This is a genomic window from Clostridium sp. DSM 17811 (assembly GCF_018861905.1).
GTDB classification, from domain to species: domain Bacteria; phylum Bacillota; class Clostridia; order Clostridiales; family Clostridiaceae; genus Clostridium_AD; species Clostridium_AD frigoriphilum.
This window is the reverse complement of the sequence record NZ_JAHLDU010000006.1, coordinates 74,077-97,051: the sequence shown is the minus strand read 5'-3', so window position 1 is coordinate 97,051 and position 22,975 is coordinate 74,077. Positions and strand designations below refer to the sequence as shown.

General features: G+C 30.6%; 22 protein-coding genes and 1 riboswitch. Of the genes, 19 read left to right on the top strand and 3 right to left on the bottom strand.

Translation table 11 applies throughout. The annotated features are described in order from the left end of the window. The first annotated feature begins 126 nt into the window (after window positions 1-126). The 5 genes from clpB to gndA all read left to right on the top strand — a co-directional run bounded on the left by clpB (window position 127) and on the right by gndA (window position 7,742). On the top strand, window positions 127-2,739 hold the full coding sequence (gene clpB, locus KPL44_RS09775) for an ATP-dependent chaperone ClpB (protein WP_216249223.1): 2,613 nt from the start codon (window positions 127-129) through the stop codon (window positions 2,737-2,739). A 315-nt stretch (window positions 2,740-3,054) separates the two neighbouring features. Further along, on the top strand, window positions 3,055-3,780 hold the full coding sequence (bioD, locus tag KPL44_RS09770) for a dethiobiotin synthase (RefSeq protein ID WP_216249220.1): 726 nt from the start codon (window positions 3,055-3,057) through the stop codon (window positions 3,778-3,780). A 21-nt stretch (window positions 3,781-3,801) separates the two neighbouring features. Further along, the gene (gene bioA / locus KPL44_RS09765) at window positions 3,802-5,157 is read left to right on the top strand and encodes an adenosylmethionine--8-amino-7-oxononanoate transaminase (protein ID WP_216249217.1); all 1,356 of its coding nucleotides are present in this window, start codon (window positions 3,802-3,804) and stop codon (window positions 5,155-5,157) included. A gap of 150 nt (window positions 5,158-5,307) precedes the next feature. Beyond that, on the top strand, window positions 5,308-6,135 hold the full coding sequence (locus KPL44_RS09760) for a Cof-type HAD-IIB family hydrolase (protein WP_216249214.1): 828 nt from the start codon (window positions 5,308-5,310) through the stop codon (window positions 6,133-6,135). Between the two features lie 188 nt (window positions 6,136-6,323). Then, complete coding sequence (gene gndA / locus KPL44_RS09755; protein WP_216249212.1) at window positions 6,324-7,742, top strand: NADP-dependent phosphogluconate dehydrogenase; 1,419 nt, start codon at window positions 6,324-6,326, stop codon at window positions 7,740-7,742. 138 nt (window positions 7,743-7,880) lie between these two features. Here gndA and KPL44_RS09750 read toward each other — a convergent pair whose 3' ends face one another. Both KPL44_RS09750 and KPL44_RS09745 read right to left on the bottom strand, forming a co-directional pair. After that, entirely contained in the window at window positions 7,881-8,657 is a 777-nt protein-coding gene (locus KPL44_RS09750; protein WP_216249211.1) for an ABC transporter permease, read from the bottom strand. Window positions 8,658-8,659: 2 nt separating this feature from the next. Continuing rightward, window positions 8,660-9,289, bottom strand: a complete 630-nt coding sequence (locus tag KPL44_RS09745; RefSeq protein ID WP_216249208.1) for an ABC transporter ATP-binding protein — start codon at window positions 9,287-9,289, stop codon at window positions 8,660-8,662. 250 nt (window positions 9,290-9,539) lie between these two features. Between KPL44_RS09745 and KPL44_RS09740 the strand changes: the two genes are divergently transcribed. The 9 genes from KPL44_RS09740 (at window position 9,540) to KPL44_RS09700 (ending at window position 16,660) form a co-directional block, all read left to right on the top strand. Further along, window positions 9,540-10,646, top strand: a complete 1,107-nt coding sequence (locus KPL44_RS09740) for an alanine racemase (protein WP_216249206.1) — start codon at window positions 9,540-9,542, stop codon at window positions 10,644-10,646. An 89-nt stretch (window positions 10,647-10,735) separates the two neighbouring features. After that, window positions 10,736-10,828, top strand: a riboswitch (NiCo riboswitch). A 2-nt stretch (window positions 10,829-10,830) separates the two neighbouring features. Continuing rightward, window positions 10,831-11,019, top strand: coding sequence for a hypothetical protein (locus KPL44_RS09735; RefSeq protein ID WP_216249526.1), 189 nt, complete (start codon window positions 10,831-10,833; stop codon window positions 11,017-11,019). A gap of 4 nt (window positions 11,020-11,023) precedes the next feature. Beyond that, on the top strand, window positions 11,024-11,392 hold the full coding sequence (locus KPL44_RS09730) for a zinc ribbon domain-containing protein (protein ID WP_216249204.1): 369 nt from the start codon (window positions 11,024-11,026) through the stop codon (window positions 11,390-11,392). A gap of 4 nt (window positions 11,393-11,396) precedes the next feature. Then, window positions 11,397-12,116 (top strand): protein kinase family protein, encoded by a 720-nt coding sequence (locus tag KPL44_RS09725; protein WP_216249203.1) that lies wholly within the window; start codon window positions 11,397-11,399, stop codon window positions 12,114-12,116. A 55-nt stretch (window positions 12,117-12,171) separates the two neighbouring features. Further along, window positions 12,172-12,582, top strand: coding sequence for a hypothetical protein (locus KPL44_RS09720; RefSeq protein ID WP_253201706.1), 411 nt, complete (start codon window positions 12,172-12,174; stop codon window positions 12,580-12,582). A gap of 53 nt (window positions 12,583-12,635) precedes the next feature. Then, entirely contained in the window at window positions 12,636-13,802 is a 1,167-nt protein-coding gene (locus KPL44_RS09715; RefSeq protein WP_216249201.1) for an AI-2E family transporter, read from the top strand. 133 nt (window positions 13,803-13,935) lie between these two features. Then, window positions 13,936-14,688 carry an NYN domain-containing protein gene (locus tag KPL44_RS09710; RefSeq protein WP_216107903.1) on the top strand — a complete coding sequence of 251 codons (753 nt, stop codon included), beginning with the start codon at window positions 13,936-13,938 and terminating at the stop codon, window positions 14,686-14,688. A 213-nt stretch (window positions 14,689-14,901) separates the two neighbouring features. Further along, window positions 14,902-15,678 carry a 4,5-DOPA dioxygenase extradiol gene (ygiD, locus tag KPL44_RS09705; RefSeq protein WP_216249200.1) on the top strand — a complete coding sequence of 259 codons (777 nt, stop codon included), beginning with the start codon at window positions 14,902-14,904 and terminating at the stop codon, window positions 15,676-15,678. A gap of 88 nt (window positions 15,679-15,766) precedes the next feature. Next, the gene (locus KPL44_RS09700; protein WP_216249198.1) at window positions 15,767-16,660 is read left to right on the top strand and encodes a cation diffusion facilitator family transporter; all 894 of its coding nucleotides are present in this window, start codon (window positions 15,767-15,769) and stop codon (window positions 16,658-16,660) included. A 33-nt stretch (window positions 16,661-16,693) separates the two neighbouring features. Here KPL44_RS09700 and KPL44_RS09695 read toward each other — a convergent pair whose 3' ends face one another. After that, a complete protein-coding gene (locus KPL44_RS09695; RefSeq protein WP_216249197.1) occupies window positions 16,694-17,338 on the bottom strand; it encodes a helix-turn-helix transcriptional regulator in 645 nt (214 codons plus the stop codon). A 162-nt stretch (window positions 17,339-17,500) separates the two neighbouring features. On the opposite strand from KPL44_RS09695, the gene KPL44_RS09690 reads away from it, so the two are divergent. From KPL44_RS09690 to KPL44_RS09670, 5 genes are all read left to right on the top strand, one after another. Then, window positions 17,501-17,932 (top strand): flavodoxin, encoded by a 432-nt coding sequence (locus tag KPL44_RS09690; protein ID WP_216249195.1) that lies wholly within the window; start codon window positions 17,501-17,503, stop codon window positions 17,930-17,932. A 33-nt stretch (window positions 17,933-17,965) separates the two neighbouring features. After that, on the top strand, window positions 17,966-18,577 hold the full coding sequence (locus KPL44_RS09685; protein WP_216249193.1) for a DUF3793 family protein: 612 nt from the start codon (window positions 17,966-17,968) through the stop codon (window positions 18,575-18,577). A gap of 396 nt (window positions 18,578-18,973) precedes the next feature. Beyond that, window positions 18,974-20,287, top strand: coding sequence for an aspartate kinase (locus KPL44_RS09680; protein WP_253201705.1), 1,314 nt, complete (start codon window positions 18,974-18,976; stop codon window positions 20,285-20,287). A 40-nt stretch (window positions 20,288-20,327) separates the two neighbouring features. Further along, window positions 20,328-21,617, top strand: a complete 1,290-nt coding sequence (locus tag KPL44_RS09675; RefSeq protein ID WP_216249191.1) for a homoserine dehydrogenase — start codon at window positions 20,328-20,330, stop codon at window positions 21,615-21,617. 70 nt (window positions 21,618-21,687) lie between these two features. Beyond that, the gene (locus KPL44_RS09670; RefSeq protein WP_216249188.1) at window positions 21,688-22,854 is read left to right on the top strand and encodes a M20 family metallopeptidase; all 1,167 of its coding nucleotides are present in this window, start codon (window positions 21,688-21,690) and stop codon (window positions 22,852-22,854) included. The last annotated feature ends 121 nt before the right edge of the window (window positions 22,855-22,975 follow it).

The following is a 22,975-nucleotide window of genomic DNA, read 5'->3' as shown; positions in this document are numbered from 1 at the left end:
CCAGGAGATGATAACATCGACCAAGGAGATGATTAAGTTACTATGGTGATTAATTTATACCTTAAAATATAACAAAAAAATTCTATAATATGGTAATAGTTTAATGAAAAAGGGAGGATTATATACATGGATGTAGAAAAATTAACGGTAAAGGTTCAACAATCATTAAATGAGGCTCAATCATTGGCTGTAAAAAATAACCACCAACAGGTAGATACGATTCATTTATTTGCAGCACTCATAGCTCAAGAGGATGGACTCATTCCTAATATATTTAGTAAAATGGGAGTGGATATAACTAGTTTAAATAATGAGATTAAAAATGAACTTGGCATAATGCCCAAAGTTACAGGGAGTGGTGCTGATAGTGGCTCTGTGTACGCTACGCGAAGACTTGATGAGGTTTTTGTCCGCGCTGAAGACGAAGCTAAAAAATTTAAAGATTCATTTATAAGTGTTGAGCATGTGATGCTTGGACTTATGGATGTAAAAACTAAAGAGATAGTAGATATATTAAAAAAATTTAATATATCTAAAGATGCTTTTTTAAGTGTGCTCTCTAGCGTTCGTGGAAATCAAAGAGTAGATAATGTTGACCCAGAAGGTACTTATGAGGCATTAGTGAAATATGGATCAAATCTTGTAGAGCAAGCTAAAAAGCATAAATTGGATCCAGTAATCGGACGTGATGAGGAAATTAGGAGGGTTATAAGAATACTTTCTAGAAGAACTAAAAATAATCCAGTGCTTATAGGAGAACCCGGAGTTGGTAAAACTGCTATAGTTGAGGGACTTGCTCAAAGAATTGTAAAGGGAGATGTACCAGAAGGTCTTAAGAATAAGATAATATTTTCTTTAGACATGGGAGCTCTTATTGCTGGTGCTAAATTTAAAGGTGAATTTGAAGAAAGACTCAAAGCAGTTCTTAAAGAAGTAGAAACTAGTGAAGGGAAAATAATTTTATTTATAGATGAAATTCACAACATTGTTGGAGCAGGTAAATCAGAGGGCTCTATGGATGCTGGAAATATGATAAAACCATTACTTGCAAGAGGAAGTCTTCATTGTATTGGAGCTACTACTTTTGATGAATACAGAAAGTATCTAGAAAAAGATAAGGCTCTAGAGAGAAGATTTCAACCAGTAACAATAGAAGAGCCTACGGTTGAAGATTCTGTATCGATACTTAGAGGTCTTAAAGAGAAATTTGAAATATACCATGGCATAAGGATTCATGATTCTGCGATTGTTGCAGCAGCAAAATTATCAGATAGATATATAACAGCAAGATTTCTACCAGATAAGGCAATTGATCTTATAGATGAAGCTTGTGCAATGATAAGAACTGATATTGATAGCATGCCAACTGAAATGGATATGATTAAGCGTAAGGTATTTCAATTAGAAATTGAGAAAAAGGCATTATCTAAAGAAAAGGATGATGCATCAAAGAAAAGACTTATAACACTTGAGAAAGAGTTAAGCAATTTAAAAGATAAAGACAATGAAATGACAGCAAAATATGAAAAAGAAAAATCTAAAATAGTTGAAATTAGAAATTTAAAAGCAGAGTTAGATGTTTCTAGAGGCGATATAGAAAAATCCGAAAGAGAGTATGACCTAAATAAGGTAGCAGAACTTAAATATGGAGTAATTCCAAAGTTAGAAGCCCAGATAAAAGAGAAAGAAGCAGATATTCATCAAAATAATGAAACTGCTATGCTTAAAGAAGAGGTAACAGAAAAGGAAATAGCACAGATAGTATCAAAGTGGACGGGTATACCTGTAACAAATCTCGAGGAAGGGGAAAGAGAAAAACTCCTAAGACTTGAAGATGATTTAACAAAGAGAGTAATTGGTCAAAAGGAAGCTGTAACTGCTGTTTCAAATGCAGTAATAAGGGCAAGAGCTGGCATGAAAGATCCTAAAAGACCTATTGGTTCATTCATATTTCTTGGACCTACTGGTGTCGGAAAAACTCAGCTTGCTAAAACACTAGCCGAAATTCTATTTGAAAGTAGTGAGAATATAATAAGAATAGATATGTCAGAGTATATGGAGAAATATTCTGTGTCAAGACTTATAGGAGCTCCACCAGGTTATGTAGGTTACGAGGAGGGCGGTCAGCTTACTGAGGCTGTTAGGCGTAAACCTTATAGTGTAGTATTATTTGATGAAATAGAAAAAGCTCACGAAGATGTGTTTAATATATTTCTTCAGATATTAGACGATGGAAGATTAACCGATAATCAGGGAAAGATAGTTAATTTTAAAAACTGTATAATTATCATGACTTCAAATATTGGAAGCGACTATCTCTTAGAAAATAAAGAAAGTGGCGGAATTGAGAAAAGCATTCGTGATAGGGTTATGAGTGAGCTCAAGTCTAAATTTAAACCAGAATTTCTAAATAGGTTGGATGATATTATATTATTTAAACCTTTAGAAACAAAGGAAATAGAAGGAATAGTTGATATATTCCTTGCAGATATTCAAAATAGGCTCAAAGATAAAAATATAACTATGAAAGTAACTACGGCTGCTAAAAAGCTAATGGCAGATGAAGGGTATGATCCAGTCTATGGAGCACGACCACTAAAGAGATACATTGAAAATGTCTTGGAAACATCTATTTCCAAAAAGATTATTAAGGGAGACATAAATGATGGTTCTGTCATTGGTGTAGATGCCAAAGATGATCAAATTGTTATAGAAAAAATAAGTAACTCAATAAAATAATATCTTGATAACTATATAATTATAAATCAGATAGAAAGCCTCAATCTTTAGAAAACATTAAAAATGAAGATTGAGGAATTTTTTATACTTAAAACAGCTCTCAATTGTAAACTAAACTAATAAAATTAGTTTACAATTGAGAGCTATTGCTTTATTATATAGTATATACCAATTGTATTGATGAGGAATATATCTATACATTAGTTATAATTTATATCTCGGATAAAATAATTACAAGAGAGGGGTATTGTATGAGAGTATTTATTAAGAGTATGGAGAAAAAGGTAAACGAGTTAAATTTGGAGGTTAGAAAAAATGTCTAAGGGAGTATTTATAGTTGGAACAGATACTGATGTTGGAAAAACTATTGTAACTGCTGGAATTATGCATGTTCTGCGAAGTAATGGATATAATGCTACTTATTTTAAGGCAGCACTTAGTGGGGCTATTGAAGTAGGCAATGAATTTATTCCTGGTGATACTAAGCTTGCTTGTGATGTGAGTAATTTGGAAGAAGTTTATGAAAATATAACGCCTTATGTTTATAAGAATGCAGTATCCCCTCATCTTGCAGCTAAAATCGAGAATAAGCCTATTCAAATAGACTTAATAAGGCAAAAATACAATTATTTAAAGGGTAAATATGATTATGTTATTGCAGAAGGTAGTGGAGGAATAGTATGTCCATTAATAGATGATGAAAGAGGAATATATACTCTTGAAAATCTTATAAAGGATTTAAATATGAGTGTTGTTATTGTGGCAAGAGCTGGTGTGGGAACAATTAACCATACGGTAATTACAGTAGAATATATAAAATCATTAGGGATTAATATCAAAGGGATTATAATAAATAATTATATAGATAATCTTATCTGTAATGACAATATTCAAATGATAGAAAAGCTTACTAAAGTGCCTGTTATAGGCAAGCTTAAACATATTGTAAACCTAAATGAGAACATGATGCGAGCTATAAGAATTAATGCAGAAAAGGCTTTTAGTATTAAGACTTTAGAAGGATGTATGGATCAATTATAAAGTGAAGGGTGAGGTAAATAAATGAATAGTTATGTAGAAAAGGATTTGAAATATATATGGCATCCATGTTCACAAATGAAGGATTATGAGGAACTTAATCCAATAGTTATTGAAAAAGGCGAAGGGGTTTGGCTTTATGATATTGATGGAAAAAGATATTTAGATTGTATATCATCTTGGTGGACAAACACTCTAGGACATAGCAATAAGAGAATTAACGAGGCTATAAAAAAGCAGATAGATAACATTGAACATGTTATATTTGCAAATTTCTCAAACAAGCCGGCTATAGAACTTGCGGAAAAGCTTGTTGATATAACACCAGACAAACTTAAAAAAGTGTTCTTTTCTGATAATGGATCCTCAGCGGTAGAAATAGCTTTGAAGATGAGTTTTCACTATAACATGCAAAAGGGAAATGCTAAAAAGAAAAGGTTCGTAGCACTAAGCGATGCATATCATGGAGAGACATTAGGCGCGTTGTCTGTTTGTGATATTGATGAGTTTAATGAAGTATACAAGCCTCTACTTTTAGATACATTTAGAGTACAAGGACCAGATTGTTATAGGTGTAAATATGGTTTTAATAGGGAGAGTTGTAATGCAGAGTGTTTTGAGGATATGGAAAAGTGCTTAACTCAAAATCATATTGATATAAGTGCAGTAATAGTTGAACCTATGGTTCAAGGTGCTGCGGGTATGAAGATTTATTCACCAATTTATTTAAAGAAGCTCCGATACTTTTGTGATATATATGATATACACATTATTGCAGACGAAATTGCAATGGGCTTTGGTAGAACTGGAAAAATGTTTGCTTGTAACCATGCTGACATAAGTCCAGACTTTATGTGTCTCTCAAAAGGGATTTCGGCTGGATATATGCCTATGTCAGTAGTTATGACTACAGATGATATTTATGATTGTTTTTATGGAGATTATAAAGAGCGAAAAACATTTATACATAGTCATACTTATTCAGGAAATGCCATGGGGTGTGCAATAGCGCTCGAGAACTTAAAGATATTTGAGGAAGACAATATTATAAAAAATAACGTAAAAAAAGGTGAGCTTATAAAAAAACTTACGCTAGAAAAGGCAGAAAGTTTAAAGCATGTAGGTGAGGTAAGAAGTATAGGGATGATAACAGCTATTGAAATAGTAAAAAATAGGGAGACAAAAGAAAGTTATCCATTGGGAATGAGAGTAGGATATGAGATTTACAAGATCGCTCTTAAAAAGGGATTAGTACTAAGACCAATAGGAAATGTACTTTATTTTATTCCACCGTATATTATAAATAAAGAAGAGATAGAATTTATGGTGAACACTTGTTTTGAAAGTATAGCCAAATATTTTGATCTCAATAAAGAATGATAAGGAGGATTAAAATAAACTTAAAGGGTATGGAATTTATGAATATTAAAAAGTTAATGTTGAAATTAAACCTATAAAGGTAGATAATTAGATATAATATGATTTTTTATATCATTTAAATATTAGCAAGTACTAAAGGAGAAAGTATATATGATTAAATACAAATGGTGTGTATGCGATATGGATGGAACATTATTAAATTCAGATAATGTTATTTCAAAGGATAATGAAGTAGCACTAAAAAAACTCCAGAAGATGGGGGTAGAAGTAATTATTGCATCTGGAAGACTGGATCTTATGGTAAAGACTTATATAAAGCAGTTAAATTTAAAAGGACCTGTCATATCTTGTAATGGTGGACTAGTTAGGAATATTGAAACAGGTGAAGTTCTCTATTCCAAGGTAATGGATAAAATTGCTGTAAAAGAGGTTACAACTTACTGTAATAACAGTGAAATAGAGTTTATTATATACACTGCTGATTTGGTGTATTCTACTAAAAACAATCGGGTAGGCAAAAGATATGCGGACCGTAATAAAATTTTATTACAAGATGAACAGATACCTATAAAATATATAGATGATAAAGTGATGGCAAATATTAATGATATAGATGCTTTTAAAGTTTTGTTAGTTTGTGAAAAACATGAGGACATTATATTACTACAAAAGCACTTTTCAAAATATGATAATCTTACAGTAGTAAGTTCTGCAACAGGGCTTTTAGATATTATGGCATCAGATATCTCTAAGGGTAAAGCTTTAGAAATATTGTCGAAAAAATCAAATGTAAGCTTAGATGAAATTATGGTTTTTGGAGATAATTACAATGATATAGAAATGTTTAAATGTGCAGGAATGCCTATAGCTATGGAAAATGCAGTAGAGGATGTAAAACTTGCGGCAAAATACATAACTAAATCTAATAATGAGTCTGGAATAGCTTATGCCATAAACAATTACATATTAAAAGAATAAATTAAGATAATAATAGTAACTAAAATAAACGCATTGTACTTAAAAGGTATGATGTGTTTTTGTTTATAGTTTATTATATAGTATATTATATTATAATAGAAGATGAATGACATATGGCATATGGCATATCATAGTATAATATATACTATGATTCGAACAGAGGAATTTTTAATAAGGAGGAGTTTTAAATGAAAAAACAACAATTTGGAGTTTTAGGTATAGCTGTCATGGGCAAAAACCTGGCATTAAATGTTGAGAGCAGAGGAATATCTGTTTGTGTATATTCAAGGAATAGAAATACCATAGATGAATTTTTAATAGAGGCAAAAGGGAAAAATATAAAGGGTGCATATTCTATTGAGGAATTCGTAAATTCTTTAGAAACTCCAAGAAAAATATTAATTATGATTAAAGCAGGATTACCTGTTGATGAAACTATAGATAAATTAATACCTTATATATCAAAGGGTGATATATTAATTGATGGCGGTAATTCGTATTTTATGGATACAATACGTAGGAGCAAAAAACTTGAAGAGTTAGGGTTTAAATTTATAGGAACCGGAGTTTCAGGTGGAGAGGAAGGAGCTTTAAAAGGACCAGCAATTATGCCTGGGGGAGAAATTGATGCTTATAAAATAGTTGAACCTATCTTAACGGCTATATCTGCAAAGGTAGATGGAGAAGCTTGCTGCACTTATATTGGAGCAAATGGGGCAGGACATTATGTGAAAATGGTCCACAATGGTATAGAGTATGGGGATATGCAACTCATTTGTGAGGCTTATGCACTCCTAAAAGGGGTAGCAGGGCTTACAAACGATGAAATTCATGACGTTTTTGAGCAGTGGAACAAAGGGGAACTTAATAGTTATCTAATAGAAATAACTAGTGAAATATTTGTCCAAAAGGATAATGAGACTGGGGAGTATATGGTTGATATTATTCTTGATAAAGCAGGGCAGAAGGGAACAGGAAAATGGACTAGTCAAAGTGCTTTGGATCTTGCAGTTCCTATACCTTCAATCACAGAGGCAGTTTTTGCACGCTGCATGTCATCATTAAAGGATGAAAGAATTTATGCAAGTAGTCTTTTAAAAGGACCGGATGTTAAATTTAAAGGGGATAAAAAAGATTTTATAGAAGCAGTAAGAAGGGCCCTTTATACAAGCAAAATATGTTCATATGCGCAAGGATTTGCACTTATGAGGGCTGCATCAAAAGAGTATAATTGGAATCTTAAATATGGGAAAATAGCTAAAATATTTAGAGGGGGTTGTATAATACGTGCACAATTCCTTAACAAAATAAATGAAGCATATGAAAATGATGAAAATCTTAACAACTTAATGTTAGATTCATATTTTAAGAATATCATTAATAGTTATCAAAAGGACTTACGATATGTAATATCAACAGCAGTAAATTTGGGAGTACCAGTACCATCATTTTCAAGTGCCTTAACATACTATGACAGTTATAGAAGTGCAAATCTTCCCGCAAATTTGCTTCAGGCGCAGAGAGATTATTTTGGAGCTCATACATTTGAAAGGGTAGATAAGGAAGGAATATTCCATCATGAATGGGTAAGCGAAACAAAGAAATAGTAAAATTCATAATAACAATGTGTTTTATTTATATACTTGTGAGAAGAGCTGTGGTCAAAAAAGCTTAGACTAATAAATTATAAAAGCTGTGAAATTGATTTCGCAGCTTTTGTAATTCAAATAATAGTAAATAGTATATCAAATTTCTAAAAATTGTTTTTTATTATTGTATAAAGATTTATAACCTAAGTTTAATGATAGAAAAACGGTTGTACAAACAGAACAACAAATTGCAATCATAATGGCTATTTGGTACATAATTGCTGTAGTTGGTAATGTACCAGAGAGCATTTGACCTGTCATCATTCCCGGTAAAAAGATTATACCCATTCCAAGCATTGAGTTTATTGTAGGAATTAATGCTGTTTCGAAAGCATTATTAGCAAATGGCTTCAATATATTTTTTGGTTCAACACCTAAATTTAGCAAAGTATTAATTTTATTCTTCTCTTTGCTTATATCATCCATGAAGGTCTTTATTGCAATGTTTACTCCAGTCATAGCGTTACCAATAATCATACCAGCGAGTGGTATAGTGTATTGGGGGTTAAATATAGATTTACCAACAACTACTGTGACAAAGAAGAGTAAAACAAAAAGCCCAGAAAATGTTAAAGAAATCCCAATTGCAATTTTAAAATTATTGTTTAAGTCTTTTCTGCTTGTAATTACTCGATGTATAGAAAATATTATCATAATTATTAAAAAAATAACAGTAAATAAGGGATTTGGATTACTAAAGACATATTGAAGTATGTAACCAACAATTATAAGCTGAATTGTCATTCTTAAACTAGCAACTAAAAGAAGTTTTGTTTGAGTAACTTTTGACTTTTTCATAATTAAAAGTACTATAATTAATAGTAGATAAATAAGTAGAAAGTGGGAAATACTTAGTTTTACAATACCTTCCATAATTACACCTCCTTAATTATTTCAATTTTATTTTCGCAAAATTCTTCAACTATAGTTTTATTGTGGCTTACAATTACAATTTCAATATTTTTAGTCTTGCAGAAATCTATTATATTTTTCATTACCCTATGCCCAGTTATTTCATCTAAAGCTGATGTTGGCTCATCTAGTAATATAACTTTTGGACATAATGATAAAAAAATTGATATATAAACTCGTTGACGTTCTCCACCAGAAAGGGTATATGCAGGTTGGTTAAGAGAAACATTTACGCAACAGAGCTGAGTTATGTAATCTATGTAATCACTGCTTGGCATAGTTTTTTGTCTTAATGAATAAAAAGTTTTGAAATTGTCTATTATGCTCTCGTTAAAAAGAAAAGGTTCTTGAGAAACTAGGCTTACTTCGCGGCGTAAATTAATGGGTTCATATGTGTCAATTGAAAGCCCTTTATATAATAATTCACCAGAATCTCCATTAATAGATTGGTTTAATAACTTTAAAAATGTGCTTTTCCCAGATCCGCTTTCTCCAACAATAAAATTAATTTTGCCTTTTTTTATTTTTATATTATTGTAAGTTAGATTGGTATTGTATATAAGGTTACTTGCCTCAAATAATAGTTCATTCATTATAATTCCTTCTTTATTCGTATTTGTTTTTTTTATTTAAGTCTATTATAACATTTAATGAATAGCTTATAAATTAATACATAATAGTCTCGGGTTTTTTTATATTATAGTAACAATTGATGAAATTAAATATATAGTGATATTAGATTATTAAAATGCAATAAAAGGTTAATTTTATAAGATTATTTAAATAATTTTTATTATAGGTTATACTGTTAAGGAAAGAAAGATCTTTTAAGGGAGAGCAGGTATGAATAAAAAAGCTTATTCAGATATTAAATATCCAATACTTGAAATAAACCTAAAAAAAGTATATGAAAATGTGAAAAGCATGGTAGAGTTATGTAACACCCAAGGTATAAGTATTGCTGGAGTAGTTAAGGGGTTTAATGCAATACCTGAGGTATCTATGCAATTCGTAAATGCAGGATGCACATATATAGCAAGTTCAAGAATGGATCAAATAATTAAACTAAAGGAATATGGGTTAAATAAACCCTTTATGATGCTTAGAATTCCGATGTTTAGTGAAATAAAAAAACTAGTTGAATTTGCACAGGTTAGTTTAAATTCTGAGATGGAAACACTTAATATGATCCAAAAGGAATGTGAATTGCAAGGAAAAAAGCATAAGGTAATTTTAATGCTTGACCTTGGAGATTTAAGAGAAGGTGTATATGACCAAGATGAAATTATTAACTTAGCAACTCACGTAGAAAAACATCTTAAAAATGTTGAATTATATGGGATTGGAACAAATCTAGGTTGTTATGGTTCTATAGTTCCAACAATTGAGAATTTAGGAAGGCTTTGCAGTATTGCTGAAATAATTGAAAGTAAAATAAAAAGAAGACTTGATATAATTTCTGGAGGTGCTACAAGTTCGCTACCGTTAATAATAGATGGTAAAATGCCTAAGAGAATAAATAATTTAAGAGTAGGAGAAGGAATATTATTAGCAGAGGATTTAGAGAAATTTTGGGGATATGATATGAAGCATATGCATAAGGATACCTTTGTATTAAAGGCACAGATTGTTGAAATAAAAAATAAACCAACACATCCTATTGGAGAAGTATTTATTGATGCTTTTGGGACTAAACCAACTTATGAGGATAATGGTATAAGGAAAAGAGCCCTACTTGCAGTGGGAAAACAGGATTTTGGATTACATGATAAGCTAATTCCACAAAAACAAGGTGTTAAAATTATAGGAAGCAGTTCTGATCACTTAATTGTAGACATTGAAGATTGTGATATAGAACCTAAATTAGGAGATATACTTGGCTTTTTAATGTATTACCCACCAATGATGTATTTAACTGAAAATCCTAGCATCCCAAAGGTTTTTATATAAGAATCTTTGGTAAAGCAAATGATATATATTGACACGAAAAAATATATATGGTATTCTTAAAAAAATCTCTTTGCACTGCATACAAATCTACAGTACAAACTGAGCAGGCGATGAACTTTAAAAAAAGTTCGTGGGGCTGGGCCTAAAAGGCAACAGGATGGTTATATACCTGTGGGACAGTTTATTGTTCTACGGTTTTTTTATACCCATTTCTAGAACATATCTGAAGATTGCAATGCAAAAGAGTTACAAGCGATTCAGGGTTTCAAAGGAAGCTGCATATATAATCCTTCTTGATGATAATTTTTCAACTATTGTAGATACAATAAAAGATGGTAGACAAATTTATGATAATATAAGAAAAGGGGTATGAAAATATGAGTTCTTCATCAAGTTCATCTAACGGCAATCGTTATAGAAGAGGAAATAATGGAAGCAATCACTATCAGAAAAAAGGCTTTTTAGGAAACTTATTTAACATGAGTGGTTCGAGAAGTGGATCTAATCGCAACTATAATAATAACAATAATTATGAAAATAACAATTTACCTATTAATAATCAACCTATGGAAAATCAAAATGGTATAGTTTGTAGGAAGTGTAATGCTCAAATACCAACTGGTTCAAAATTTTGTTTAGAATGTGGAGAAAAGGTTAATAATGTATTGTTTTGCAAGGAGTGTGGGGAGAAACTACCTTCAAATGCGAAGTTTTGCCTTAAATGTGGAAAAGGAATAAACGAGTAGAAGTATGTGGTCACTCAGTCGCAAAAAATATTTTGGGAAACAGGTTGGAAAATATATCATTGAGAAACCAATTGGTGAAGGTAAATATGGAGTGTGTTTTCTCGCAAAAACAGATACTTACGATAAGGTCGTTATTAAAAAATTTAAAAAGAGCATTTTTAAAAGAAAGATAGATAGGAATGTGTATGAAGCGGTTATATTATCAAACCTTAGAGATAATGGAATCCCAGAGTTTTTAGGAGTTATAAATCAAAAAGGCTTTTATGCGTTTGTTTTGGAATTTAAAAATGGATTAACTGTAGAGGATCTTCTTTTTAAATATAAGTACAAATTTACTAATAAAGAATTTTTTGATATAGGGTTTAAGCTGATTAAACTTATAAAATATATTCATGAAAATGGTGTAGTTCATAGGGATATAAGGATACCAAATGTTTTGATAGATAATGGAGAACTATATCTTATTGACTTTGGTTTGGCAAGATGGGTAGATAACAATAGATATCCATATGATTTAGACTTTTCTTATTTAGGTGAGTTTTTACTATATTTGCTTTACTCTTCATTTGAAACAAAAGAAAAACATAAAAAGTTACCATGGTATAAGGAATTAAATCTAACAAATAAGCAAAAGTTGTTTTTAAAAAAATTATTAGGACTTGAGAAAGTCTATGAAGATATTGAGGATATTAAAATGGATTTTACAAATGTGTTTGGAGTTTAAACTATTATTAAATAAATGTTAATATTTATGAGATTTACGAGGGGAAAATTATATTATGCAAACAAGAGCTCTATTTGGATTTTTAGGTTGGGTAACAGTTATATGTTTTGGTATAGCAATTTCAAATTATTTCGTGAAATTTATTAATAAAAAATATATTGGTAAACTTGGAAAAGAAAAAAAGCCAATAGTAGATCTATATAGAAAGTTAATGAAAATAATTATTAAATATCATAAGCTAGCAGGTACAATAGCAATATTTACTGTACTTACTCATTTTATCATTGCTTTCTCTGCAGGTCGCATTAGTATAACTGGAATAGTTGCAGCATCATTTATGGTCATCATATTCTTGCTAGGTGTTTATGGTACTTTTATAAATAAAAATCGAAAAGGTATGTGGCTTAAAGTTCACCGCACTATGGCATTTATATTATTATTAGCTATAGTTATTCATATTATATAAATATTACTCAAATAACATAAATTTAAAAAATAATTACTGAGGAGAATATAAATTTGAAAGACAAGTTGGATAAAAAGTATCTTGAATGCGTATTATATGTTGTGCTAGGGGCAACCCTAATATTTATAAGTTATAATATAGTCTTTAATTTCAAAGTATTATTTACAACTACCATTGGTATAATAAATGCTATAGCTTCAATTATATCGCCACTTATTGTTGGTTGTATAATTGCTTATCTATTATATCCGTTATCAAAGATTATAAATACTTTTTTAGTTAAGTCATTAAAACTCAAATATAAGCCACATTTGATAAGTATTCTGCTAACATATTTAGTAGTGATTTTATTAGTTGTTGTACTTATTTATAGTATGTATGCAATGATTGGTGGACAAATTAGTAGCAATCAAACCTTATCTGTTATGTTTGCAACTATAACTGATTATATAAAACGATATAATGAATTTTTTGATTATATTAACAGAAAGATTACGCAGAGTGGTCTTTCACTTGATCTAAAAGGTTATTTATCTAAAGCTATAACGCAAGTATATTCCTATTTATCGGTCTCTATAAATAGCATTATTATGCTATTTACAGGTATAGGCAATATTCTTGTGAATAGTTTTATTGGCTTATTTATTTCTTTTTATTTGTTAAAGGACCATGATTTTTTTAAGAAGCTTTATATAAATTCTGTGGGACTTATAATGAGGGAAAGAAAGTTTAACAGTTTTAATAAAACTATATTTGAAATTAATGATATTATATCTAGCTTTATAAGAGGGCAATTACTGGATGGGTTAATAGTAGGCTTAATTAGCAGTATTGGACTATCAGTTATAGGACTTGATTTTGCTTTTCTTATAGGGTTAACTGCAGGTATTGCTAATATTATACCTTATGTTGGTCCACTAATTGGTTGTATTCCAGCAATTATTATTGGTCTTCTTAGTCCAAATCCAATTATGGCTGTTTGGGCAGTTCTATTACTACTTGCAGTTCAGCAACTTGATAGTGCTGTTATATCACCAAAAGTTGTAGGAGACAGTATGGGACTTCATCCAATATTCGTAATTATGGCAATAACAATAGGGGGTTCAATAGCAGGTATAATGGGAATGCTTTTATCCGTACCTATTGCTGGCATAATAAAGTTATTTATAATGAAGATTATAACAAGGCATTCAGAAGTTGGAAACGTGGAAGGTAAGTAGATACAAGATACATATGTCTATTTTAGAAATAAAGAAGGAATATTTAGAATCTTGTAGAATCTAATATTATAAAGTGTTAATTAACAGAGTTGCACTATAAGAAGTTAAAGAGATTAATGTGAAGGAGAAAAAAATGGAGAAAGATAAGAAAATTGCAGTTTTGATTGATGCTGATAATGTATCTGATAAATATATAAAGTATATCATTGATGAAATTTCGAATCATGGGACACCTACGTATAAAAGGATTTATGGAGATTGGACTAAGCCTCAACTAGCTTCATGGAAAAATGTTTTGCTTAATTATTCTATAAGTCCAATACAACAATATAGCTATACAACAGGGAAAAATTCAACAGATGCAGCACTTATAATAGATGCTATGGATATACTCTATTCAAATAACGTTGATGGATTTTGTATAGTATCTAGTGATAGCGATTTTACTAAACTGGCAGCTAGGCTTCGGGAAGCTGGTATGTATGTTATTGGTATGGGAGAAAAGAAGACTCCTACGCCTTTCATCTCTGCTTGTGAGAAGTTTAAGTATCTTGAAGTATTAGCATCTATGGCACCAAAACATACTGAGGTACCTAGTACTAAGGGAACACAAGCTCAAGAAGATTTAAAGGGTGGTATGATAAGTTCTATTAAATTAGTAGAGGCTATTAAAACCATTATAACTGAGATTTCAGATGAAGATGGTTGGGCATTTTTAGGAGAATTAGGTAGTACTCTTAATAAAAGGTATCCAGACTTTGATACTAGAAATTATGGTTATACAAAACTTACACCGTTTGTTGCATCTCTAAATATTTTTGAGATTAGGTCAACGAAAACTAGTAATCCAAGTATAAGTCTTAAATATATCAGAAACAAAGAGTAATATTGAGTTCCATAAAAAGGGTTTTACTGACAAGCGTAAATATTTTTATATAATTGAATTGTTAAAAGGGAGTAGTTATAACAATAAAGTCAACATACTGGTGTATATAACACCTGGCTTTATGACCTTAAGGGTAACGAGACTTTTAACATAATTCTTTTGAATTATGTTAAGGGTCTCGTTTTTTAGTATACAAATAGGGGGTAATTTATAATGAATAAAAAAATGCCAGTATTATTTATTGGTCACGGTAGTCCTATGAATGCAGTATTAAATAATGAATATACAGAGGCTATACGTCAATCAACTCAAAATATACCAAAGCCAGAAGCTATTTTAGTAATCTCGGCCCATTGGGAGACTGAGGGTACATTTATTACATCATCAGATGAGCCTGAGCAGATTTATGATTTTTATGGTTTTCCAGATGAACTGTATAATCTTAAATATAAGCCTACTGGATCTAAAAAATATGCACAGATTGTAGCTGAGGAACTTAAGGATTCTCATGTAATACTAACAGAAAAATGGGGACTGGACCATGGTGCGTGGGCTGTACTATCGCATTTATATCCTAAGGCTGATATACCAGTATTTCAAATGAGTCTGAATAAATTAGGGGATGAACAGTATCACTATGATCTTGGTAGAAAACTTTCGAAACTTCGTGAAAAAGGAATTTTAATAATAGGAAGTGGAGATATTGTACATAATTTAGGAATAATGGACTATGATATGAATGCAACTCCATTTGAATGGGCGTCTGAATTTGATAATTATATTTGTGATGCTATTGTAAATAGAAAGCATGATAATATTATAAATTATCAAAAAACAGGGAAAAGTGCCAAGTTATCTGTACCTACAAAGGAACACTATTTACCATTACTCTATATAGCTGGAATACAGGATGAAGAAGATGAAGTTAATTTTATATATAAGGGTATACAACATAGTTCTATGTCTATGACAAGCATAAAAATAGGATGAAAACAAGAGTGGAATAAGTGGGAAAATACGTTGAAATAGACAATAATATCATTTTGTAAAATAGTATATAAATCTAGGAGTGGAAAACATGGAAGAAAAATATAATAATTTAAAAATTGCAGAAAGAGGCGCTCGTATAAGCATTCTTGCGTACATAGTACTTTCTGCATTAAAGCTAGGAATTGGATATTTATCTAGTTCAAAGGGTCTAACGGCAGATGGACTAAATAATACAACGGATATAGTTTCTTCACTAGCTGTATTAATTGGATTAAAAATATCGCGAAAGCCTGCTGATGATGATCATCTATATGGTCATTTTAGAGCAGAGACTATGGCATCACTTATTGCCTCCTTAATTATGATAGTGGTAGGTCTGGATGTTTTATATAATGCAGCCAATTCTATTATCTTCTTTAAAGCGCAGGTTCCAGACTTAAGGGCAGCTATAGTTGGTATTGTTTGTGCTGTAGCAATATATTTTGTCTACCGATATAATAAAAAAATTGCTATTCAAATAAATAGTTCAGGGCTTATGGCTGCGGCTAAAGATAATCTTTCAGATGCCTGGGTTGGTATAGGTACAGCTGTAGGTATTATTGCTTCTCAATTTGGATTGCCTTGGGTAGATCCATTAGCTGCAGTTCTAGTTGGCATATTAATTGTAAAGACTGGTTGGGATATCTTAAGGGAGGCAACGCTTAACTTAACAGATGGTTTCGATAAAAAACAATTAGATAATATAATTGAATGCATAAATGAGGTTCCAAGAGTTAAAAAGGTTAAGGATGTCAGGGCTCGCATTAATGGAAACAATGTTTTTCTTGATATAATAGTAGTAGTTAGTGCAGACTTAAGTGTAGTTGAAGGCCACAATATCACGGAAGAAATTGAAGGAAAATTGAGAAGTGAGCTTGACATTACTGAAGCAGTGGTCCATGTAGAACCTGAAATTAAATCAGATCAAAATGGTGTAGAATAAAATCTGCACCATTTTTTTAAATTGAGAGGATAATTAATGTTCCCTTTTTCTAAATCCATTAGGAGAGACACCCAGATATTTTTTGAAAGTGGTGCAAAAATGACTTTGACTATTAAATCCAGATTTAAAAGAAATCATTTCTAATGGATAAGAAGTGTTGTCTAAGAAATCTTTTGCTGCATTAGTTCTACATATATTTATGTACTCGCAAAATTTGAATCCAGTACTCTCTTTAAAAAGATAACACAAATAGTTGCTACTGATATGAACATGGTTTGCAACTTTTTCTAGAGTTATCTTTTTTTCAATATTTGAGTGAATGTAGCTCAAAGCATGTTTTATGATTTTATTCTCAGATATTGGTTTACCCTTATGCAAAATTTCAATATAGCTTTTAATTATTTGTTTTCCTACGGAAATTAAGTCATCTTTCATATGATGAGTATCCATAAGCTTAAGATTTTGATAACATAAATCCTCCAGGTTTATTGAAGGGTTATTGCAAAAATAGGTGTATATAAAGATATTAATTGAATAGAGTAATTTTTTTAATTCATTTGTGTTATTTGATGAAGATAAAAAAACATTTATCTTGTTTGTGTATATGTTAATTGAAGTTTCTAAGTTGTCATTTCCGATGTTTAAAGCAAGGTCTGTGTGATTGAGTAAATTTTTCATAATATCTCCTTAATATTTTAAAAAAACATAGTAATAATGTTAAATAAATATAATATAAAACTATTATAATATAAATAAGAACGATAATCAATATCAATACAAAATAATATAAAATGAATTTTAAAAAATGTACATAAAATTATATATGAGGAGGAAAAGAATATGAAAAATGTAGTAGTTATTTATTGGAGTGGAACAGGGAATACAGAGGTTATGGCTGAGGGGATTGTAGATGGTGCAAAAAAAGTTGAAGATGTTAATGTTAGATTAATTAATGTATTTGATGCAAAAGCGGAGGATGTAATAAATGCAGATGCTGTGGCTTTGGGATGCCCATCTATGGGTTCAGAGCAAATTGAAGAAGGTGAAATGGAACCATTTATTGAATCGATTGCTAGTATTGTAGCAGGTAAAAGTACATTACTATTTGGTTCTTACGGATGGGGTAGTGGAGAATGGATGGATAATTGGCAAGAAAGAATGGAAGGGTATGGTGCAAAGCTTATAGCAGATGGACTTATAATTAATAATGATGCTGATAAAGAAGGCATTGAAAAGTGCATGGAAATCGGTGAACTTTTAGCAAAAGGATAAAAAGATTTAAAATAAAATTAATGGAGGATGTTTATGGGATTAGAAGAGTTAAAAGGATTACTCTCTATTGTAAATGAGTATAATGATTTGGAGTATTTGTTTTCAGTAATAATACGAAATGCGGCACCAACTATAAAAAAACATAAGATATCCTCTTTAATTAATTTTAGTAATAGTAATAGAAACTTAAACAACATATGGGAAAAATATAAAAATGAAGTGAAAGAAAAACTAGATATTGATTACTTTGAATTAAAAAAAGATACAACAAATACATTTGTATTATTTTATAATAAGGAAAAAATGGAGGTAAGTATAAAAGATAATAAAAACATGTTATTTCTAAAAAGGTTTGGATACACTGAAAATATGAATATAAAACAGTGTTTAATATTATTAGGGAAAAGATTCCAGAAAATGTGTCCTCATGAGATTGGAATCTTTTTGGGATATCCGTTAGAGGATGTAGTATCTTTTGTTGACTGTCCAAATGAGAAGTGTAAAATGGTTGGTTATTGGAAGGTATATCATGATATTGAAAAAGCTGAAATTATCTTTAATAAATATAATGAGATAAAAGCTACTATTATAAAATTAATGATAAAAGGTATGAAACCAACTGAGTTACTAAAACAAGCACAATAAATTGGTGAATTTCATATCCAGTAAATATATATAATGTTATAATTAAATAAATGAAAAAGCTGTGAAGTGTTACTTTGCAGCTTTTTTTGTTAAAGTAAAGCGTGATTTCATTTTAAATTATTAACAAATATGAGCTTTTCATATAATTAATTTGAAATTAAAATCAAAAAAACCAATAAAAACAGAATATTTCGCCAAAAGACGTAAAAATTATGTGACATTTTAGAAAAAACGAGTATAATTAATTCAATACTAATTTATGATGTTAATATAGTTATAAAATAAGTTCAAGTATGCTATAAGCTAATGGACTTTTTTATAAAAGGTAATATAGGATTGCCTTCTATAAGTTGTAATTCATAACTTTTTAAATTAAGACAGTAGGGGGTAAAAATTATGCAAGTTAAAGTTTCAAAATTTGGTGGGAGTTCATTATGTGATAGCGGACAATTTAAAAAAGTAAAAAACATTGTTTTATCAGATGATATGAGGTGTTATATTGTACCTTCAGCTCCAGGTAAGAGAAGTAAAAGTGATTATAAAATTACAGATCTTTTGTATTTGTGTCATCAACATGTTGAAAAATCTCTGCCATTCGATGAATTGTTCAAATTAATTGAAGAAAGATATATTAGTTTGTGTAGTGAATTAAATCTTTCCATTAATATGTTAGAATATTTAAGGATCCTTAAGGAAAAAATAATTGATGGTGCTTCAGAAGACTATGTTGCAAGTAGGGGAGAATATTTAAATGCATTAATGCTTGCTGAATATTTGGGGTATGAATTTGTTGATGCTGCTGAGCTTATTGTTTTTACAAAAGATGGACGATTAGATGAAAAAGCAACATACGCGTCTATAGATATTAGATTAGCAAAAGTTAAGAAAGCGGTAATTCCAGGATTTTATGGCGCGTCTAGTGATGGAAAGATAAGAACCTTTTCAAGAGGTGGTTCTGACATTACTGGGGCAATAATTGCTAAGGGGGTAGGGGCAGTAGTTTATGAAAATTGGACTGATGTGTCAGGTTTCTTAATGGCAGATCCAAGCATTGTTAATAATCCTAAACCTATTAAAGAGGTAACATATAAAGAACTTAGGGAATTATCATATATGGGGGCACATGTTTTTCATGAAGAAGCAGTTTTTCCTGTTAAGAATGAGGGAATTCCGATAAATATAAAAAACACTAACAAACCAGAAGAAAAGGGAACCTTTATTTTAAATGATAAAATAGAAGTGAAATCTGGTAATATTACAGGTATAGCAGGAAAAAAAGATTTTACAGTAATTGCTATAGAAAAGACACTTATGGATAAAGATATAGGATATTGTAGAAGGGTTCTTACAGTTCTTGAAAGTAATTGTGTAGCATTTGAGCATATGCCATCAGGGATAGATTCCATTTCACTAGTAATTGATGATTCTGAACTGGAAAATAAAATTGATAAAATATTAGAAGAGATTGAAAAACAGTGTAATCCAGATTCAATAATAGTACATCCTAATATGGCATTGATAGCAGTTGTTGGAGAGGGAATGATAAAGACCAAGGGGATATCTGCTAGAGTATTTAGTTCATTAGAAAAAGATAATATAAATATTAGAATGATAAATCAAGGGTCCAGTGAGATGAGCATAATTGTTGGCGTAGAAAACGAAGATTTCGAAAGGGCAATAAGGGCAGTGTATAAGGCATTCGAAAATTAAATCATTGAATGAGGAAGTTATATTTAAGGAGGAAATTAATATGGAAAAGGTAAAGATAGCAATTTTAGGTTTTGGAAATGTTGGAACAGGCGTATGGAAGATATTACAAGAAAACCGGAAAGAAATAATGAAACGGTCAAATTATGATATAGAGGTAGCTAAAATACTAGTCAGTGACATAAGTAAGAAGAGAGAAATTGAATTGCCTAAGGGTGTATTAACAAATAATATTGATGATATTATTAATGACGATAGTATAAAAATTGTAGTTGAACTTATTGGTGGACGTGGGCAGGCTAAGGAATATATGATAAGAGCTATGAAAGCTAAAAAACATATCGTAACTGCAAATAAATTAGTTGTTGCAAACTGGGGCGAAGAGTTATTTAAAATAGCAGAAGAAGAAAATGTCCTGTTTTATTATGAGGCAAGTGTGGCTGGTGGAATACCAATAATACGAGAAATTAATGAGAGTCTTACAGCTAACAGAATTGAACAGATAATTGGAATTATAAATGGAACAACTAATTATATATTAAGTAAAATGACAAACGACGGAATTAGTTTTGATGAGGCATTAAAAGAGGCTCAAGATAAGGGGTATGCTGAGGCCGATCCAACATCTGATGTTGATGGCTTTGATGCTGTATATAAGCTTGCTATAATGGCTTCGCTAGCATTTGGAACTAAGGTTGATCATGATTGTATTTATAGGGAAGGTATAAGAAATATAAGTGCTGTAGATATAGAATATGCGCAAAAGTTCGGTTATACAATAAAACTTTTAGCAATAGCTAAGGAAGAAAATAATAAGTTAGAGCTTAGAGTACATCCAACGTTAATACCATCAAACCACCCAATGGCAAATGTAAATGATGCGTTTAATGCGATCTTAATAAAAGGAAATGCAGTTGGAGAACTAATGTTATACGGAAAAGGAGCAGGAGATTTGCCAACTGGTAGTGCGGTTGTAGGCGATATAATATCTATACTTCGAAATAATGTAAAGCCTTCTGATTTAAAGGCTATTAGTGGTGAGGAAGATTTTAAAGAAGTGAAAAACTCGGATGAAAACGAATCAGAATTTTATATAAGGCTTAATGTTAAAGATAGGGCCGGAGTTTTAGGCGATACAGCGAAAATATTTGGAAAAAATAATGTTAGCATCACATCTCTTACTCAAGATGTAGTTCATAAAGAGTATGTATTACTAGCATTTATTACACATAAAAGTACAGAAAGAAATATAAGAGAGTCACTTAAGAAAATAAAAGAACTAGAAAATGTTAATGAAATAGAAAGCATAATAAGAATAGAATCATTTAATTAATATTATAAGATGAACAAAACAAAACAACTAACAATTTGTTAGTTGTTTTTGTAAAAAGGAGTACAAATAAATGAAAGACAAAATTATTAAGCAAGTTAATAGTATAAAAGAAAAACTATGTGAAATAAATGATTACATTTATTTTAATCCTGAATTAGGTAATGAAGAATTTAAGTCTGTTTACAAATTAACATCTTTATTATCGGAATATTCGTTTAAAGTTGAAGCTGGAATAGCAAATAGAAAAACTGCATTTAAAGCAGTATATGACAGTAATAAAAAAGGGCCGACTATTGCTTTTTTATGTGAATATGATGCACTGCCAGAAATAGGACACGGGTGTGGTCACGATATGATTGGCACAATTAGTATTGGTGCGGCGATAGGTTTAAGTAAGGTATTAAGGGAAGTAGGTGGGAAAATAGAGGTTTATGGAACTCCTGCTGAGGAAACAAATGGTGCGAAAAGTGACATGGCAAAGCAAGGTGTATTTGACAATGTTGATGTTGCTATGATAATGCATCCGTATGGTAAAACATGTAAAAGTGGGCCGTCACTTGCAATGGAAGCACTACAGTTTGAATTTACTGGGAAGTCTAGTCATGCATCAAGTTCGCCTGAAAAAGGAATTAATGCTTTGGATGCTGTTATATTAATGTTTAATGGTGTAAATGCTATAAGGCAACATGTAACGTCTGATGTAAGGATCCATGGGATTATAAGTGAAGGTGGCATCGCTGCAAACATAGTACCAGGTAGAGCAGTTGCAAAATTTTATGTAAGGGCTCTTAAGAAAAGTTACTTGAAGGAAGTAATTCAAAAGGTGAAAAATATTGCGAGCGGAGCAGCACTTATGACTGGGGCAACTCTTGAAGTTAGTTTATATGAATCGCCATTTGATGATATGAACACAAATGAAAATCTGTCTGAGACATTTAATGATAATTTGAGAAGTCTTGGTATAACAGATATTAACCCACCAGAAAATATTGGATCTTTAGATATGGGAAATGTAAGCTATATTGTGCCGTCAATTCATCCGCTACTTGGAATAGGTAATCCAAACTTAAGTTTACATACAAAGGAAATGGCTAAAGCGACAATAACAAAGCAGGCACATAATGCTTTAATTATAGGGGCTACAGCGCTAGCTCTAACAGGATATGATGTTATTACGAATAGAGATTTGCTTTCAAAGATAAAAGAAGAGTTTATTCAGAGTACAACCAATCTATAAACAAATTCATACTTAATAATTTAAATTGACACTTTTTAGCATTGAAATTAAAAAATTGATGCTAAGAAGCTTTTTTTTTACACTTAAAACTTGAATATTCATTTCAATACAGTTTATAATA